Source organism: Sphingomonas sp. GW821-FHT12D09, from assembly GCF_058807215.1.
In genome coordinates, this window is record NZ_JBXAQL010000001.1 from 844,099 (window position 1) to 861,029 (window position 16,931).

Consider the following 16,931-nt stretch of genomic DNA (forward strand, 5'->3'; position numbering starts at 1 on the left):
ACATGCTTGCCAGTCATTTCTCGCTCGGCGGCCTGCTCCGTCGCACCACCGAACCCGGCGGATCGCGCCACGGACCGTGCGACGCGCGGATTGCCAAGGCGCTCGCCGAGCTGCGCAACCACGGCCACCGCGCGGTGCGCCTGCTCGACCTCGACTGCGCTGATGGCGGACGCCTGCTCCGCGCCGCAGCCAAGGCGCGCGAACTCGGCTTCGTCGCGATCGAAGGCCGCGGCGTGAGCCTGTGGACCGCCGGCATCCGCCACGCCCGCTGGCAGGCCGAGATCGACGCCCATCCCTCGACCAGCCTGACCTTCGACATCGCCGAGCCGATCGCCGCACTCGCCGCCGAGCATGACGGCGCCGCCGACCTGATCCTGCTCTCCGAACCGATGCCCTATCCCGCCAGCCCGCTCGGCGCGGCGCTCGCCCGGATCGGCGGCCGGGTGCTCGCCGATGGCTAGGCCGGCACTCCCGCCCGCTCCAGGTGCGGCTCCAGCTTCCCCGCGAACCACAGAAAGAACATCCGATAGTCCGACGCCAGCGACCACAGCGGGTAGGTGAAGGTCGCCGGCCGGTTGTGCTCCACGCCGAAATGCGCCGCCCAGGCAAAGCCATAGCCGGCCAGCGGGATCGCCAGCCACCACCACCAGCCTGCCCCGCCCAGCGCAAGCAACAGGAACCAGAGCGTAAGGACGGTTCCGATATAGTGCATCGCCCGCGTCTGCGGCCGCGCATGCTCGCGCAGGTAGAAGAGCCAGAACTCGCGATAGGTGGTGATGGTGCCTGCCATGACGTCAGGCTAACGCGTGCACATGGATATGCGCAAGCACAGCTTCCCGCCCGTCACCGATGTTCGCACCCGCCTGCTCGTCCTCGGCTCGCTGCCGGGCGAGCGCTCGCTGGCCGAGCAGCGTTACTATGCCCATCCGCAGAACCAGTTCTGGCGGCTGATTTCCCCCGCCGCCGGCTGCGACCTGGCCGCGCTCGACTATGATTCCCGCCTCACCGCGCTCCGCCACGCGCGCATCGGACTGTGGGACGTGGTTGCCAGCGCGCATCGCACCGGCAGCACCGACGCGGCGCTCCGCGATGTCGAAGGCCATGACATCGCCGCGCTCGCCGGTACCCTGCCCGGTCTCCGCGCGATCGCCTTCAACGGCGCCACTGCCTTCAGGACCGGCACGAAGCAGCTTGGCGACGCGGCGCGTCTTTATGCCATAATTGCCCTGCCTTCTTCGAGCCCGCTCCACACGATCGGCTTCGAAAACAAGCTGCCGCAATGGGAGGCGCTCGCCGCGCACCTGACTTAATCCCATAGAAACACTAGGTATTTTCCGCTTGCCGGGATCGCCCCAATCGTGCCACATTTATGGCAAGATTAAGGCAAACTATGGCAAGGAGGGAATGCATGCGCGTCAAATTCCTCGTTTCGGTCGCCCTTCCGGCGGTTCTTCTCGCCGGGTGCGGCCAGCAAGGCGGCAGCTCGGCCAGCTACCAGCCCGGCCCGCAGGAGATGGCGGAGGCCGCCGACTATGCCGCCGCGCCCGACAACGCCGAGCGCTATGCGAAGAACGATGTTGCCGCGGTCCGCTCGGTTGCGCAGGAGCCGGTTTCCACCTTCGCGGTGGACGTCGACACCGCCGCCTATGCCAATGTCCGCCGCTTCTTGACGCAGGGTCAGGTTCCGCCCAAGGACGCCGTGCGCTCGGAAGAGCTGATCAACTATTTCCGCTATGACTATCCCGCCCCGTCGGATCGCGGCGCGCCGTTCAGCGTCACCACCGATCTCGCCCGGACACCCTGGAACCCGGAGACCCGGCTGCTCCGCGTCGGCCTGCGCGGCTATGACCTCGCCCGCGCCCAGCGCCCGCCGGCCAACCTCGTCTTCCTGATCGATGTCTCGGGTTCGATGGAAGAGCCCGGCAAGCTGCCCCTGGTCAAGCAGGCGCTCGGACTGGTCGCGGACAACATGAAGCCCGACGACCATGTCTCGATCGTCGTCTATGCCGGCGCTGCGGGCGTGGTGCTCGAGCCGACGTCCAGCGCCGGCGAGGTGCGCGAGGCGCTCGACGATCTCGCCGCGGGCGGCTCCACCGCGGGCGGCGAAGGCATCCAACTCGCCTATTCGATGGCGCGCGAGAATTTCCGCGAGGACGGCATCAACCGCGTGATCCTCGCCAGCGACGGCGATTTCAATGTCGGCATCACCGATCAGGGCCAGCTCGAGAAGCTGATCGAGAAGAACCGCGACGACGGCATAACCCTCTCCGTGCTCGGCTTCGGCCAGGGCAATCTCAACGATGCGATGATGGAGGCGATCGCCGACAAGGGGAATGGCAACTATGCCTATGTCGATGGGATCGAAGAGGCGCGCAAGGTGCTCGATACCGAACTCGCCTCCACCTTGTTCACCATCGCCAAGGACGTGAAGGTCCAGGTGGAGTTCAACCCGGCGATCGTCAGCCAGTATCGCCTGATCGGCTATGAGAACCGCGCGCTGCGGGAAGAGGATTTCAGCAACGATCGCGTCGATGCCGGCGATATCGGTGCCGGGCACCAGGTGACCGCGATCTACGAGATCGTGCCCGCCGGTTCCAGGGGCTGGCTGCCCGATCGCCACTTTGCCGCCAATCGCCGTCCCGAGGGCGCTGCCGGCGAGCCGAACGGCGACCTTGCGCAAGTCCGGCTGCGCTACAAGCTCCCCGAGGGCGGCGCCTCGCGGCTGATCACCCGCCCCGTCTCCGCCAGCCAGCTGCAGGGCGCGCCATTGCCGAGCGGCGACCTCGCCTTTGCCGTCGCGGTGGCCGGCTTCGCCCAGAAGCTGCGCGGCGACGATCTCCTCGGCGCGTGGAGCTTCGCCGATGTGAAGCGCCTCGCCGGCAGTCAATGGGGCTTCAGCCAGCAGGCGCGCTGGCGGAGTGAATTTCTGCATCTGGTCGATCTGGCGGCCACGCAGGACCGCACCGCTTCGGTGCCGCAGGAACACCGCCCGCTCTAGGCCAGGAGATCCGGCGGCGAGCTAGGGCGCCGCCGGCCGCCGCGGCCTGGCCTGTTCCCCCGGAGGCCGGGCCGCGGTTACCAGCCCGTGTGAAGAACGGAGAGCTTAGTGACTGTTCTCGACCGCATTCCCGGCGACGGCGTTGTCCGCCCCATGCATCGGCTCGGGGATCGGCTGCGAATTCAGCCCGTCCGCCGGCCGCGCGCCGGCACATCCGTGGAGCATTTTGTCGCCGATCTTCACCTCCGCCGTCAGCGGCCGGTCGATCGCCGGATCGCCGCCTTCGGTGCAACGCATGTTGGTGAAGGTGATCGTCACCGCCGTGCCCAGCGGATCCTTGGTGTTCCATACCGCCTTGTCGCCATCGACCTGTGGCGAGAGCGGATAATATTGGGTGACGCTGCCTGCCGCCCCGTGCCCGGCAAAGCGCGTGAGCGTGATCGAACCGGGCGCGACTTCGAGTGACCAGGTCAGCGCATTGTCGGTCGCCCGCAGCGGCTGGTCGAGCGACACCTCGCCGAGATGCGGCCCTGCCGGGCTCGGCGTGGCCGCGACAGGGTCCTGCGCTTTTTCCTTCGAACCGCAGGCGGAAACCATCAGCAACGAGGCAATGGCGAGTGCGCGCATTAACTATCCTCCTTGCGCGACGCTGCACGGCCAGCCCGGCGCCAGTCAAGATACAGAAACATTTGCCGACCCGGAACGGCTGTCGCGGGCACCGGTGTTCCTATATTGTTCCGGCGATGCCGGATGCGACTCGCCCTGTTCCCTTGCTCGCCTTCCCGCCCCGGCCGCTGCGCTGGCTCTATCTCGATCTCAATTCCTACTTCGCCAGCGTAGAGCAACAACTGGACCCCGATCTTCGCGGGCGTCCGGTGATCGTCGCGCCGGTGGACAGCGACACCACCGTCGCCATCGCCGCCTCGGTCGAGGCTAAGAGATACGGCATCGGCACCGGCACCCCGGTGTGGGAGGCCAAGCGCCTGTGCCGCGACCTCCTCGTCACACCGGCGCGGCACGAGAAATATGTCGAGTTCCATGAAGCGATCCTGGCCGAGATCTGGAGGCACATCCCCGTAACCCATGTCTGCTCGATCGATGAGGTCGCCTGCCGGCTGCTCGACAATGAGAACAGCGAAGAGGCCGCCGTGGCGCTCGCGCACCGGATCAAATCGGGCATCCGCGCAAACATCGGCATCTGCATGACCAGTTCGGTGGGCATCGCACCCAATCGCCTACTGGCGAAGCTGGCCTCGGACATGCAGAAACCGGATGGTTTGGTGGTGCTCAGTGCGAGCAAACTTCCCCAATGCCTGTATCCACTGCGCCTGCGCGACATATCGGGCATCGGCGCCAAGATGGAGAAGCGCCTGGCGCAGGACGGCATCCTCGACATCCGTCAATATTGCGAGCGCCGCCCCCGCGATGCCGGCAATGCCTGGGGCGGCGTCAATGGCGACCGGCTCTGGTACCTGCTCCACGGCGTCGAGCTGCCCGACAAGCCCAGCCAGAGCCGCACGATCGGGCACAGCCACGTCCTCTCGCTCTCCCGGCGCGGCCTCGAGCCGACCCGTCTCACCGCGCGCCGCCTCGCGCTCAAGGCAGCCAGCCGCCTGCGCCGCAAGGGCTATCGCGCCCGGCTGTTGGTGCTCCACGGCAAGTTCGAGGACGACAAGTCGGGCTGGCGCGCCTCGATCCGGCTGCCCGCCACGCAGGACAGCTTCGTCGTGCTCCACGCGCTCGACCAGCTCTTCCCCCGCCTGGCAGAGGCGGGGCGCGGCCGGCCCGGCGGCTTCCGGCTGCGCATGGTCGGCGTCACCCTGTGCGAGATCGAGACGGTGGAGGGGGAACAGGGCTCGCTCTTCGCCGCGCTCGACCCCGATGATCCGCTTGCCCGCGAGACCCGCACCCTGTCGCTCAGCCGGGCGATGGACCGGATCAACGAGCGGTTCGGACGCAATGCCGTGTCGGTCGGGCCGCTGCACGGCGGCAGAATCGATCGCGTCGGCACAAAAATCGCGTTCGGACGTATCCCGGAAATGAGCGAATTTCATGAGTGACACCGGTGGATGTCATTGATCCGCAACATTACGGATGCGTTATTGCGGCGCACAATTGGTATGTAACTCTATAACACGAATCGCTTGACGATTCTTGCTTGGTAAACGAAAGCTCCCGCCCGCTATGAACAAAGCCCCCATTTTTGCCGCCGCCGCTGTGCTCCTGTCACTTGCAGCCTGTGACCAGAAGCCGGAGGAAGTCACTTCGGTCAGCCAGGATCCCCAGGCTGAAGCGCTGAAGAACGCCCCCAAGGTCGAGCTGCCGCCGTCGATCGAGACCTCGGTTTCGATGCGCTGCAAGGACAACAGCATCGTCTTCGCCGACTTCTACAAGGGCGCCAAGCAGGTGCTGGTCAAGGAGACCAAGGACGGTCCGGGCCACATGCTCAAGGCACCCGAAGCAGGCCAGCCCTTCGTCGCCGACGGCGGCTACAAGGTCACCGGCACTGCGAAGAGCGCAACGATCGAGATCCCGGGCAAGGGCGCACGCGTCTGCCACGGCTGATCGCCAAATTCTGAATTCACCAAGGGCCGGCGGGCATTCCCGCCGGCCCTTTTTCATGCGAGGCTTTGCCGCGAAGGGAGCGAATCCAGGTGGCGACGATCGCGGTCTACAGCCTGAAGGGCGGTGTCGGTAAGACTACCCTGGCGGTGAACCTGGCCTGGGCCTCGGCCACGCTTTCGGCCCGCCGCACGCTGTTATGGGATCTCGATCCCCAGGCCGCGGCCACCTTCCTCGCCGGACCACAGGGCAAGACCCGCGACCAGGCCCAGGCGATCTTCACCAAGGACGTCGCCCCCGCCAAGCTGGTCCAGAACACCGGCACCGAGCGGCTCGACCTGATCGGCGCGGACTCCTCGTTGCGTGGTCTTGACCTGACTTTCCACGAGCTCGACAAGAAGAAGCGGCTGGCCAAGCTGCTCGGCGAACTCGACAAGGCCTATGACCGGGTGCTGCTCGATTGCCCGCCGGGCCTCACCGAGACGAGCGAACAAGTGATGCGCGCCGCCGACCTGATCGTCGTGCCGGTGATCCCTTCCCCGCTCTCCATGCGCGCTTTCGAGGAAGTCTCGGCGCACCTGGCCCGCAAGGGTGGCAAGGTGCCGCTGATGCCGGTGCATTCGATGGTCGATCGCCGGCGCAAGCTCCACGCCGAGGCAGTCGCCGCACATCCCGACTGGCCGGTGATCCCGATGGCGAGCGTCGTCGAGGCGATGAGCGTGCGCCGCGCCGCGCTGGGCAGCTTCGCACCGCGTACGCGCGGTGCCCAGGCCTTTGCCGAGCTGTGGCAGGCGATCGAGCGGCGGTTGGCGGGCAAGAAGCATTGAGCCGCGCCCAGCCCCCGCAGCAGGAACTCGATCCGGACTTGGTGCTGCGCGCCTATGCCATGGGTGTTTTCCCGATGGCCGATCACCGCGACGCGGCGAGCGTCTATTGGGTCGAGCCCAAGCTGCGCGGCGTGTTGCCGCTCGACGGGTTCCACTTCTCTCACTCGCTACGCAAGGTGATCCGCTCGGAGCGCTTCCGCCTGACCGTCGATGCAGCGTTCGGCCCGATCCTGCGGCTATGCGCCGAAAGCGCCGAGGACCGGCCGGATACCTGGATCAACGGCCCGATCGAACGCGTCTTCCTCGAGTTGCACCGCCGCGGATTCGCCCATTCTATCGAATGCTGGGACGGCGAGCGGCTCGCCGGCGGGCTCTATGGGCTCGCGCTGGGCCGGGCGTTCTTCGGCGAATCGATGGTCACCCGCGTGCCCAACGCATCCAAGGTCGCCTTTGCCCATCTGGTCGCGCGGCTGCAGGCGGGCGGGTTCACGCTGCTCGATTGCCAGTTCATCACCGATCACCTGACCACGCTGGGCGCGGTCGAGATCCCGCGCGACGATTATGTCGCGTTGCTGGCCGGGGCGCTGGGCGAGACGGCCGCCGGGCTCTCGCTCGGCGCGCCTTCGGTGGACGGCGACTTCTTCGCGCTCGACGCATTGCCCGACCCGCTACCGCCCGCCGCAGGTGCCGCAACCGTGTCCGGCCCGCTGTCGCGGAAAGTCATCGCGCAGCTCTTGGGCCACACATCGTAGATCGGGTGCTGGACGACGTTGAGCGCAGGACGCTCTGCGAAGAGCCAGCCCGAATGGACGCGGTGCCACTGCTTGTCGAGTTCGAGCACATCGACCTGGACGAAGGCGCCGGTGAGCTGGTCCGCTTCCCAGGGCGCGGTCCTGTCGCAGGCCTTGAGGCGGACGATGACGTCGCCGATCTGCACGGCTTGGCCGGGCTTCAACTTGAACTCGCGGGCCTCGCCATTGCGCTTGTTGAGCAGGCCGAGCACCGCGATGCGGTCCTTCATCGGCGTCGCGCCCGCGTCTTCGACCGTCTTGCCGTCGCGGCCGACGGTGATCACGTCGGAAGGCTGGCCCGCTGAGTCGCCGGTGGTGACGACTTCGTCGCTCACCATATTATTGGCCGTGCCACCACCGCCCGAGCATGCGCCGAGGGCGAGCAGCAGCCCGGCCGCGGCCGCTCCGGCGGGGCGCATGATCATGCGCCGGGGGTCCAGGCCTCGTAGTCGCCGGTGGCGGCGGCGCGGTGGCCGCCCTTCTCCAGCGCGCCGCTGGGGCGATAGGCGAGCTGCGAACCGGTGAGGTTCGGCTCTGCCGGGATTTCCCACGCCTTGGGCGCTGGCAGGGCCTGGTCGGGCGCCGAGTCGATCTGATGGTGCAGCCAGCTGAACCATTCCGGCGGCACGCGGCTCGCGTCGTTGGAGCCGTTGTAGATTACCCAGCGGCGCACGATGCCGTTGGGGTCCTGGCCGCCCTCGTAATAGACGTTGCCCAGATCGTCTTCGCCCACGCGGGTCTTGCCGCGCAGGCCCATCCAGGTGCCGAAGGTGGCGCCGTTCCACCAGGTGAAGGGATTGAGATTGAGACCCATGGGCGCGGATTAGCGAGGAGCGCAGGGCGAGGCAATAAATTACCGCGTCGCCGCGGTTGGCAATTCCCACGTCGCCGCGATCGGCTTTACGGCTTGTCCCAGCGCACCTTGTCGTCGGCCTTGATGCCCAGCTTCGCCGATACGCCGGCATTCAGCTCGAGCACCGCCGACACCGGCTCGCCCGACACCAGTGTCTCCTCGGAGAAGGGCACCGCATTCTCGGCGATTCGGGCGATCGTGCCGTCTCCGCGGATGAACAGGATGTCGAGGGCGGTGGGCGTGTTCTTCATCCAGAAGCGCGCCTCTCGCGGCGGTCCGTCTGCCGGATAGGGCGCGAAGAGCATGCCACCATCTTCGGGGATGTTAGTGCGGAACATCAGTCCGCGTTCCTGCTCGTCGGCGCTGCGGGCAAGCTCGGCATGGAAAACGCGCGGGCCGCCGGCGCTGTCGATGGTCACGCTCGTCTTCTGCGCCGCCTGCGCCGCAACGGGTCCAGCCACCGGCTCGCCCAGAGACACCCCCGAGACGAGCAACACCGAAGCGGCAAGCGCCGCTTCCAACCCACGCACGAACTTCATCTGACTAGCTCGTCCTTTCAACCGCCACGGCCAGCGGTCCTTTTTCGCCGTCGACGATGCGCGCGCTGAGCGGCAGGCCGGGCTCGATCTCCTCGATCTCCGCGCGGCGCAACGTCTCCATATGGACGAATATATCCGCCGAGTCGGAGTCGCGCACCAGGAATCCATAGCCCTTGAGGCGATTGAACCATTTGACGGTGACCGGCTCGAATGGGCCGGCGGTGGCGATCAGCTTCACCCGGTCGGCGCGGTCGGCCTGGCGCTTGGGCGCTTCGATCGCCTGGCTCAGGTCGATCGAGAGGATCTCGCGCGCCTGCAGCCCGCGCTGACGCTTGACTGCGGTGCACTCCACCCGCGCGCCCTCGGGCAACGAGCGGCGGCCGTGATCCTGAAGCACCGTGAAGTGAATGAGAATGTCGCCCACGAGTGCGTCATCGGCGACGAGAAAGCCGAAGCCGCGTGTGACGTCGAACCATTTCACGACACCGGCAAAGACCTGGTTGTCATCCCCCTGGTCCCCGCCAATCCCCTCTTCCAAGTTCGGCGCGTCTATATAGTCGTCCTGCGCAACCTGTTGGTCAGCACGCATTTTTAATGCCCCCCGGATGCCGACATTAACATAGTATTTTCCATAAATGGAATTGCCTTTGTTGCTGATCGGTATCAAGCGTCGCCAAGTGTGGCTTCCGGGTCATCCCCCGGCGCCATGCGGACGATCGCTCGGGCCAGACCGGGGGCATGGCCGGCGCGGATCATCGCCCCCATCCACTTCTCCTGCAGCACCCGGTCCGCCGCCTCTTGCGCATAGGGACCGATCCGCTTGCGCCGCGCAAAAGCGATTGCGCTGGCCTGGGCACCTTCCTCGATCGCGGGGGCCAGCGCCGCTGCGTCCCCCTCCTCCACGCCATCGAACCGCAGCGCCTGGCGTACGCGCCGCGCGCCTAGCCCTCGCCTTGCCATCGCCCCGGCCTTGGATTCGGCATAGAGCCGATCATTGACGTAGCCGAGCTCGGCCATGCGCTGGGCAAGCCCTTCAACATCGGACGATTTTTCTCCGTCCCAGCCCCGTTCCCGCAATTTTCGGGACAGATAGGAGGCAAGTTTAGCCCTTGTCGTAGCGTAACGTTCGACATAGCGGAGCGCATAACGCTCCAGATCGGCGCTGTTCAGCGGTGGCAGCGGGCGTCTCGGGGCGGTCATGCGCCATGATTGTGCCACAGTGGCAACCGATTTTGAACGCCAGTGCGTAGCAGAGGCTAGCCTCAAATTTCGTCGTGGGGGCACGACGTTGGCTACCACGCAGGGGCACGGAATAAAGAATGGTATTGGACGTTACGGGATCGCTCGAGGCTGAAAAGGAAGCGGGAACGCTCGCGCCTACGCCTACCGACGACAGCCTGCCGCGTCGCCTCGCGGATTTCGAAACGCTGGGCGAAGCGCTCGACTATGCCTCCCAGGGCAAGCGCGGGCTCAACTTCCACGATGCGCGCGGGAATCTCGTGCGCCCCTATCCGTTCGCGGAACTGCGTGAGGACGCCCTCAAGCAGGCCCAGCGCCTGATCGCCGCCGGCGTGAAGCCGGACGACCGCATCGCGCTGATCGCGGAGACGGGCATCGAATTCGCCTCGCTGTTCTTCGGCTGCATCTATGCCGGCGCCTGGCCGGTGCCGCTGCCGCTGCCGACCAGCTTCGGCGGCGCGCAATCGTACATCGACCAGCTCAGCGTCCAACTGCAGAGCTGCGACCCGTCGATGCTGATCTACCCGCCGGAAATCGGCGCGATGTGCGCGGAAGCCGCGCGCGCCAACGACGTGCCGGGAATCGACTGGTCCGAGTTCGGCCAGCGCGAGGCGAATCCGACGGCGCTGCCCCAGGCAAAGACCGACGACATCGCCTACCTGCAATATTCGAGTGGCTCGACTCGCTTCCCGCACGGCGTGGCGATCACCCACAATGCGCTGCTCAACAACCTGGCGGCGCACAGCCACGGCATGGAAGTGACCGAAGGCGACCGCTGCGTCTCCTGGCTGCCCTGGTACCATGACATGGGCCTGGTCGGCTGCCTGCTCTCGGTCGTCGCCAACCAGGTCTCGACCGATTACCTCAAGACCGAGGATTTCGCCCGGCGCCCGCTCGCCTGGCTCGACCTGATCAGCCGCAATCCCGGCACCACGCTCAGCTATTCGCCGACCTTCGGCTACGACATCTGCGCCCGCCGCATGTCGAGCCAGACCAAGGCCAGCGACCGCTTCGACCTCAGCCGCTGGCGCGTCGCCGGCAACGGCGCCGACATGATCCGCCCGGACGTGATGCAGTCGTTCGTCGACGCCTTCGCCGATGCGGGCTTCAAGGCGACTGCCTTCCTGCCGAGCTACGGCCTGGCCGAAGCCACGCTCGCCGTCTCGATCATGCCGCCGGGTGAAGGCATCATGGTCGAGCTGGTCGAAGAGACCCAGCTCTCGGGCGGCGAAGTCGCCCGTGGCGACCGCCCGCAGCGCTTCCGCGCGATCGTCAATTGCGGCGTGCCCGCACGCGACATGACGATCGAAATCCGCGAGGAAGACGGCACGCCGCTTCCCGAAAAGGCGATCGGCAAGGTCTGGTGCAAGGGCCCGAGCGTGATGGTCGGCTATTTCCGCGACCAGGAAGCGACCGACGCCTGTCTGAAGGACGGTTGGCTCGACACCGGCGACATGGGGTATATCAGCGAAGGCTATATCTACATCGTCGGCCGCGCCAAGGACATGATCATCATCAACGGCAAGAACCACTGGCCCCAGGATATCGAATGGGCCGTGGAGCAGTTGCCGGCGTTCAAGCAGGGCGACGTTGCCGCCTTCGCGATCACCACGCCGGGCGGCGAAGAGACGCCGGCGGTGCTGGTCCAGTGCCGCACCTCGGACGAGGCCGAGCGCCTGCGCCTGCGCGACGAGATCCGCGAGCGCGTCCGCTCGGTGACCGGCATGAACTGCGTGATCGAACTCGTGCCGCCGCGCACGCTGCCGCGCACCAGCTCGGGCAAGCTTTCGCGCGCCAAGGCCCGCAACCTCTACCTGAACGGCGAGATCAAGCCGTACGCGCTCGCCGCGTGAGGCTCAGGCCCGGCGGTTCGCCGTCGGGGCTCGCCATCCCTGTCTTCAATTCGGTCGCCACCCTGGCTTGTTCCAGGGTCCAACCTTCCACGAGCGATAGCCCGCGCGGCGCCTTTGGATGCTGAACAAGTTCAGCATGACGGCTTGGACCGATCCAACATCGCGCGCCGAGCCGACTCGCCAAAGGTCGCGAAGTACATGCTAATGGCGCGTTTTTGCGGCGCTTAAGTTGACTATTTTCCCGGAAACGCCGCGCATCTCGCAAGTTCCTTGCGTGCGCGTGATCCTATCTTTCCAACAGCGTCAAAGAGCGGGCAGACTGTAAATCTGCTGCCTCAGGCCAACACGCGAAATCCTACATTGCAAGGCGAGCCGGCGCCGGGTTCGCCACACACCCTGTCCTCGTTGGGAGTGACGCGGGAGCCGCCCGTACGGCGATAAAAATCAGCACTTTCCCCTGCCCGCCTAACCACTCGTCAACCAACCTCGCGCTACACCCGATGGGTGACCAGCCAGACGACCTCTCAATTCGCCCGGCCGCGCATCGATGCGCGAGCGCTTCTGGGCCTGTACGACCCGGCGGACACCACCGACTGGGGACCGATCCGCGCGGCCCAGCTGCATGCAGGCAGCCAGCTTTCGCTGTTCATGCTCGCCGCAAACGTTATCGGCGCCTCGCTCGTAACCATGATCCTCGCCCCGCTGGTGCCGCTGTGGCAGCTGGCAAGCTGGAGCGCGATCGTGGCCGCGGTGGGCGCCGCCGTCGCCTTTCGCCGCCTGGCCCGCCGCCACCGCGAAGCCGTCACCGCATCGCTAAGCGATGTACGCGACACGCTGCTCGATGGAGTCGCGCTGGGCGCGGTCTGGTCGATTCCGCCCCTCGCCTTCGGCAGCCTGGTCGATGCCAATGCCGCACTCGGCCTGTGGATCGTGCTGTCGCTGCTGATGACCGCCGGCGCAGTCGCCATGGCAGCGCTGCCGCTCGCCACCATTTCCTTCATCACGATCGTGGGCGCGGCGCTGGTCGTCACCCTGTCGCTGATCGCATCGCCGATGCTCGCCGCCGCCGCCGGGCTGTTCACCGTGCTGCTCGTCATGGCGACCTTCGCCCGCGGCAAGGCGCTGGTGGTGATCAGCGCCGGCGAGATCGCCATTGCCGACCGCGACGAGACGCTGAGCCTGCTCCTGCGCGAGACCGAGCGCGAGGGTGAGGCCGACTGGCTGTGGGAGATCGATGCCCAGCGCCGCGTCGCCCGGGCCAACCCGCGCTTCTCCAAGTCGCTGGGCGTCGACCCCAAGACGATCAACGGCACCCCATTCCTGCAGGTGCTGGCCGGTTCGACCTGGGAGGATGGCAATTTCGCCGCCGGCCTGCGCGAACTCGCCGAGAAGCTGAAGACCCGCGACGCCTTTCACGATCTGCTGCTTCCCGTGGTCGTCCGTGGCGAGGAACGCTGGTGGGAGATGTCGGCCAGCCCGCGCTATGACGATGCCGGTGTCTTCATCGGCTTCCGCGGCGTGGGCTCGGACGTGACCGAGGCGCGTGCGTCGGCCGACCAGATCAGCAAGATGGCACGGTTCGACACGCTGACCGGCCTGCCCAACCGCCTGCTGCTCAACGAGACGCTGGCGCGCGCGATGGCCGAGGCGGACAAATGGGGCTCGCGCTGCGCCTTCATGATGATCGACCTCGATCGCTTCAAGGCAGTGAACGACACGCTGGGGCACCCGGTGGGCGACCGGCTGCTGATGCGCGTTTCCGAGCGGCTCAAGCAGCTGATGAGCGACAATGAGATGATCGGCCGGCTGGGCGGCGACGAGTTCGCCGTGGTGGTGCGCGACGCGACCGATACGGCTGGCATCGAACGGCTGGCCCAGGCGATCATCGATACGGTCTCGCGCCCCTATGAGATCGACCAGAACACGCTTTTCATCGGCGCATCGGTCGGCCTCGCCGTCGGTCCGCGCGACGGGCGCACCACCGAGATGCTGATCCGCTCAGCCGACCTGGCGCTGTATCGTTCGAAGGACAGCGGCGGCGGCGCCTATCACAGCTATGAGCCGCAGCTGCACATGGCCGCCGAAGAGCGCCGCGTGCTCGAGATTGCGCTGCGCAGCGCGGTCGAGAATGGCGAGATGCAGCTGGCCTATCAGCCGGTGGTCAACGCGGGCACCGGCAGCCTGATGGGCTTCGAGGCGCTGCTGCGCTGGACGCATCCGGAGTTCGGCGTGGTCTCCCCCGCCAAGTTCGTGCCGCTGGCGGAGGATGCCCGGCTGATCCCGCAAATCGGCGAATGGGTGTTGCGCACCGCCTGCCAGGAGGCGGCGGGATGGGATTCGCAGATCCGCGTGGCGGTGAACGTCAGCCCGGAGCAGCTTCATTCGCCCGCCTTCGTCACCATGGTCGCGCAGGCGCTCGCCCAGTCGGGCCTGCCCGCCGAGCGCCTCGAGCTGGAAGTGACCGAGAGCGTGTTCATGCGCGAGGGCACCCAGGCGATCCAGGTGCTGGAAAAGGTGCTGGAGCTCGGTGTGAAGCTGAGCCTGGACGATTTCGGCACCGGCTATTCGTCGCTCGGCTACCTCGCCCATACCCGGTTCAGCACGATCAAGATCGACCGCAGCTTCGTGCAGGGCGCGTCCAAGGGCACCAAGGAAGCGATCGCGATCATCCGCGCGGTGGTGGCGCTCGCCGACAGCCTGGGCATGGCGACCACGGCCGAGGGCGTGGAGACGGAAGAGGAGCACCTGATGGTCCAGGACCTGGGCTGCTCGAAGGTGCAGGGCTATTATTTCGGCCGGCCGCTGCCGGTGCAGGAAGCGCGGATATTGGCGGTGCGGCCGCACGACGGCGCGAGCGCCGCGGCCTGAGCCGGGCGCCCGCGCTATCGATTACCCTGGCTTGCTCAGGGCGCCTTGCCCGGGTTGAGCTCTAGGTCGAGCTTGCCTGCGGCGACCTGGAGCGTGTTGCGCTGTCCGATGAGCGCGCGGAGTTCCGGACTCCATTCGTCGCCCTCCGCCTGGACGCGTTCGGCGATCTGGGCATCAAGCGCTTCCACCTGATCCTGTTGCGCCTGTAGCGTTTCCGCATTTTCCTCAGCCATCGTGTCTCTCCCGTCCGGCATGGACGCGGGGAGCCTATTCCAGTGGGAAGTAGCGGCAAGGGCATCGCACCGGATCGGATGCTTCTCATGCGCCCGCCATCGCAATTGCCAGCCAGGTCGCGCCGGGCGGCGCGCTTCCGGAACGCGATCCTGGCGACATCTGGGCGGTGGTGCTGGAAGACGGCCTGGAATGACCGGCATGGGCGCAAACCCGTTTTTGTCGACGGCGATCCCAAAGGGCTCACCCCGGTCCTGCCGCAGCCACCGCAGCATCGATGGAATGACCCTCGACATCCAGTTTTCCGTTTATATGTCATAGGCTTAAGATAAATTGAACACCGCCCTTGCCCACTCCAACGCACCGCGCTAGATGCGTGCCCGCACAGGGGCGTAGCTCAGCTGGTTAGAGCGTCGGTCTCCAAAACCGAAGGCCCTCGGTTCGAATCCGAGCGCCCCTGCCACTCTCTCAGAGTCGGCACGATTTACCTTTTAATTTCAGTATATTGCACCCAAAGTTCGAATTTCATCCACGATGGGTGGGTATCTCGAACCTTGAACCAAGCGATTGATAATCCAAAGAGATTATTTTCTCCGTAGTTCGAATCGACAGTGTCGTCGGCCAATCGCGATCATGGCGGCGGCTCAAGCCCTGCCGCAATAACGGCGCCACAAGTAAATCGGGCAGTCTGGCGACGCTTCGGGATGGCCCCTAATCGGCGCGCCTCTTCAGATTTCGTTGCACGTCCTCGATGAAATGCCCCGAAGAATTCGCAAGCATTCCGGATGATGTCGCTTGCCTCTCATCCGATAGGCATCTCCCGTAGAGTGGCTCCCAAACCGCCTTGGTCTCCTTTATCAAAGCGTCGGAGAACCCTTGGGATTTTCGATGTGAATGAACACCGCCATTGAAAACCCAACGCCTCGCTCTTTTCCTATTCATCGGGTCCTCCTCGCCGCTGTAAAACGCAACGCTTTGAAGGAGGCCCTCGTGGTTTGGACAATCATGCCTGGAAACCTTCACGGCACATCCGCGCAAGGATAGCAGACGTTCGCCATCTTGGAGTGCGAGACGACGGAGCCCGGGACGGTCCGGCAACGCTTCGCCACCGTCACCAGCGCGTCGTCCTTCGCTGCCAGATGCGCGCCCATTCCCACTCCTCCGCGCGATCGACCAGCCGCGCGCGTACCGGATTGAGCGATACATACCGCATCGCATGTGCCAGGCGCTCGTCGTCCATCACCACCGCGCCGAACCGCCCCTGCCACAAATGCCCGTTCCAGCGCGCCCGTGCGTTGATGAAACCGGTGTAGCGGCGATGCGCATCGGCGAACGTACGGCGCAGGCCGTCTTCGTCGACCGGCACACGATGACATGAACGTGGTTGGGCATCAGGCAATAGCCCAGATCTGCGAACCCGCGCGACGGGCCGCGTCGGCCAACAGGTCGCGATAGAGCACGAAATCGCCGTCCTCGAAGAAAGTCTGTTGCCGCCGATTACCGCGCTAGGTGACGTGATAGGGATAGCCGGGTAGGACTAGGAGAGGAAGGCGAGCCATGAGCGAGAATTTGGCGCGGTTTGGGGGTTTAGCAAACTGTCGCCGTAATACACCGTAGTACAAATCGGGATAAATCCAGGCGCTCACCACCTGGTCAGTAGCAAGCTTGATCTGAGATGGATCGAACGGCTCCAGCACCTCCAGGAACGCACGGTAATTCTCGGCGATCTTGTAAACACCACTCTCGATTTCGTGATCCCAGGATCTGCAATAGATTACGCAATTAGCTGTCTGTACTTAACGTTCTCGCCTTCGAATATCCTCCCCTCCGATTTTAAATTCGAAATTAAAAAATTCTCTCGCGCAGTTTGCAAATCGCCCCGCTCGAAAGCTACCTTGCCGATCATAAATTCCACCTCTCCACGATCTTGACGTTTTTGTGCAAAAGCGGGCGCCAGTGCCACCCACTTTTGAGCTTCATCGAGATCGCCTATTTTTATGGAACTTGCTACGCCGTATTCCAGTATCAAATATGCGTTTAATACATCTACCTTCGGCTCAGGAATATCGTTCCAAAGCTCATGAAGATTCTCCAGTACGGTGCTATACTCACCTGCTCCGATCAAAGGAGCGAGCCCCCTCAACGCAGACATAACGTCCATGACAAGTCC

18 protein-coding genes, 1 tRNA gene and 1 pseudogene are annotated in these 16,931 nt (G+C 65.4%); 10 read left to right on the forward strand and 10 right to left on the reverse strand.

Annotated features, from left to right (window positions below; genetic code table 11):
- Positions 1 to 2: 2 nt before the first annotated feature.
- On the forward strand, positions 3 to 461 hold the full coding sequence (locus AC1RPL_RS03990; RefSeq protein WP_493067957.1) for an SAM-dependent methyltransferase: 459 nt from the start codon (positions 3 to 5) through the stop codon (positions 459 to 461).
- Here the strand turns inward: AC1RPL_RS03990 and AC1RPL_RS03995 are convergent.
- A complete protein-coding gene (locus tag AC1RPL_RS03995; protein ID WP_493067958.1) occupies positions 458 to 790 on the reverse strand; it encodes an Mpo1-like protein in 333 nt (110 codons plus the stop codon). The two genes, AC1RPL_RS03990 and AC1RPL_RS03995, sit on opposite strands and share 4 nt — an antisense overlap.
- 22 nt (positions 791 to 812) lie before the next feature.
- Between AC1RPL_RS03995 and AC1RPL_RS04000 the strand changes: the two genes are divergently transcribed.
- Together AC1RPL_RS04000 and AC1RPL_RS04005 are read left to right on the forward strand one after the other, a co-directional pair.
- Positions 813 to 1,310, forward strand: coding sequence for a DNA-deoxyinosine glycosylase (locus AC1RPL_RS04000; protein WP_493067959.1), 498 nt, complete (start codon positions 813 to 815; stop codon positions 1,308 to 1,310).
- A gap of 98 nt (positions 1,311 to 1,408) precedes the next feature.
- Positions 1,409 to 2,998, forward strand: coding sequence for a vWA domain-containing protein (locus AC1RPL_RS04005; RefSeq protein ID WP_493067960.1), 1,590 nt, complete (start codon positions 1,409 to 1,411; stop codon positions 2,996 to 2,998).
- Positions 2,999 to 3,103: 105 nt separating this feature from the next.
- Here the strand turns inward: AC1RPL_RS04005 and AC1RPL_RS04010 are convergent, their stop codons facing one another.
- Positions 3,104 to 3,625: a hypothetical protein gene (locus AC1RPL_RS04010; RefSeq protein ID WP_493067961.1), complete on the reverse strand. Its 522-nt coding sequence runs from the start codon at positions 3,623 to 3,625 to the stop codon at positions 3,104 to 3,106.
- Between the two features lie 116 nt (positions 3,626 to 3,741).
- Between AC1RPL_RS04010 and AC1RPL_RS04015 the strand changes: the two genes are divergently transcribed.
- The 4 genes from AC1RPL_RS04015 (at position 3,742) to aat (ending at position 7,139) form a co-directional block, all read left to right on the forward strand.
- Entirely contained in the window at positions 3,742 to 5,058 is a 1,317-nt protein-coding gene (locus tag AC1RPL_RS04015; protein WP_493067962.1) for a Y-family DNA polymerase, read from the forward strand.
- Between the two features lie 124 nt (positions 5,059 to 5,182).
- Entirely contained in the window at positions 5,183 to 5,563 is a 381-nt protein-coding gene (locus tag AC1RPL_RS04020) for a hypothetical protein (protein ID WP_493067963.1), read from the forward strand.
- An 89-nt stretch (positions 5,564 to 5,652) separates the two neighbouring features.
- Positions 5,653 to 6,387 (forward strand): ParA family protein, encoded by a 735-nt coding sequence (locus AC1RPL_RS04025; RefSeq protein ID WP_493067964.1) that lies wholly within the window; start codon positions 5,653 to 5,655, stop codon positions 6,385 to 6,387.
- Positions 6,384 to 7,139, forward strand: a complete 756-nt coding sequence (aat, locus tag AC1RPL_RS04030; protein WP_493067965.1) for a leucyl/phenylalanyl-tRNA--protein transferase — start codon at positions 6,384 to 6,386, stop codon at positions 7,137 to 7,139. Before AC1RPL_RS04025 ends, aat begins: the two co-directional genes overlap by 4 nt.
- Positions 7,140 to 7,174: 35 nt before the next feature.
- On the opposite strand, the pseudogene AC1RPL_RS04035 reads toward aat, so the two are convergent.
- The 5 genes and pseudogenes from AC1RPL_RS04035 to AC1RPL_RS04055 form a co-directional block, all read right to left on the reverse strand.
- A pseudogene (locus AC1RPL_RS04035) lies at positions 7,175 to 7,603 on the reverse strand (DUF2155 domain-containing protein); the annotation flags it as partial.
- Positions 7,600 to 7,992: an NADH:ubiquinone oxidoreductase subunit NDUFA12 gene (locus AC1RPL_RS04040; protein WP_493067966.1), complete on the reverse strand. Its 393-nt coding sequence runs from the start codon at positions 7,990 to 7,992 to the stop codon at positions 7,600 to 7,602. The gene AC1RPL_RS04040 and the pseudogene AC1RPL_RS04035, both read right to left, overlap by 4 nt.
- Positions 7,993 to 8,078: 86 nt before the next feature.
- Positions 8,079 to 8,570, reverse strand: coding sequence for a DUF192 domain-containing protein (locus AC1RPL_RS04045; protein ID WP_493067967.1), 492 nt, complete (start codon positions 8,568 to 8,570; stop codon positions 8,079 to 8,081).
- Between the two features lie 4 nt (positions 8,571 to 8,574).
- Positions 8,575 to 9,237 carry a cold-shock protein gene (locus tag AC1RPL_RS04050; RefSeq protein ID WP_493067968.1) on the reverse strand — a complete coding sequence of 221 codons (663 nt, stop codon included), beginning with the start codon at positions 9,235 to 9,237 and terminating at the stop codon, positions 8,575 to 8,577.
- On the reverse strand, positions 9,234 to 9,770 hold the full coding sequence (locus AC1RPL_RS04055; RefSeq protein ID WP_493067969.1) for a regulatory protein RecX: 537 nt from the start codon (positions 9,768 to 9,770) through the stop codon (positions 9,234 to 9,236). Before AC1RPL_RS04055 ends, AC1RPL_RS04050 begins: the two co-directional genes overlap by 4 nt.
- Before the next feature lie 119 nt (positions 9,771 to 9,889).
- Between AC1RPL_RS04055 and AC1RPL_RS04060 the strand changes: the two genes are divergently transcribed.
- Complete coding sequence (locus AC1RPL_RS04060) at positions 9,890 to 11,662, forward strand: fatty acyl-AMP ligase (RefSeq protein ID WP_493067970.1); 1,773 nt, start codon at positions 9,890 to 9,892, stop codon at positions 11,660 to 11,662.
- A 504-nt stretch (positions 11,663 to 12,166) separates the two neighbouring features.
- Positions 12,167 to 14,530 (forward strand): putative bifunctional diguanylate cyclase/phosphodiesterase, encoded by a 2,364-nt coding sequence (locus AC1RPL_RS04065; protein ID WP_493067971.1) that lies wholly within the window; start codon positions 12,167 to 12,169, stop codon positions 14,528 to 14,530.
- 35 nt (positions 14,531 to 14,565) lie between these two features.
- Here the strand turns inward: AC1RPL_RS04065 and AC1RPL_RS04070 are convergent, their stop codons facing one another.
- The gene (locus AC1RPL_RS04070) at positions 14,566 to 14,763 is read right to left on the reverse strand and encodes a hypothetical protein (RefSeq protein WP_493067972.1); all 198 of its coding nucleotides are present in this window, start codon (positions 14,761 to 14,763) and stop codon (positions 14,566 to 14,568) included.
- A 384-nt stretch (positions 14,764 to 15,147) separates the two neighbouring features.
- Here AC1RPL_RS04070 and AC1RPL_RS04075 point away from each other — a divergent pair.
- Positions 15,148 to 15,224, forward strand: a tRNA-Trp gene (locus AC1RPL_RS04075).
- Positions 15,225 to 15,872: 648 nt separating this feature from the next.
- Here the strand turns inward: AC1RPL_RS04075 and AC1RPL_RS04080 are convergent.
- The gene (locus AC1RPL_RS04080) at positions 15,873 to 16,127 is read right to left on the reverse strand and encodes a transposase (RefSeq protein WP_493067973.1); all 255 of its coding nucleotides are present in this window, start codon (positions 16,125 to 16,127) and stop codon (positions 15,873 to 15,875) included.
- Between the two features lie 408 nt (positions 16,128 to 16,535).
- Positions 16,536 to 16,922 carry a hypothetical protein gene (locus AC1RPL_RS04085; protein WP_493067974.1) on the reverse strand — a complete coding sequence of 129 codons (387 nt, stop codon included), beginning with the start codon at positions 16,920 to 16,922 and terminating at the stop codon, positions 16,536 to 16,538.
- Positions 16,923 to 16,931: the final 9 nt, after the last annotated feature.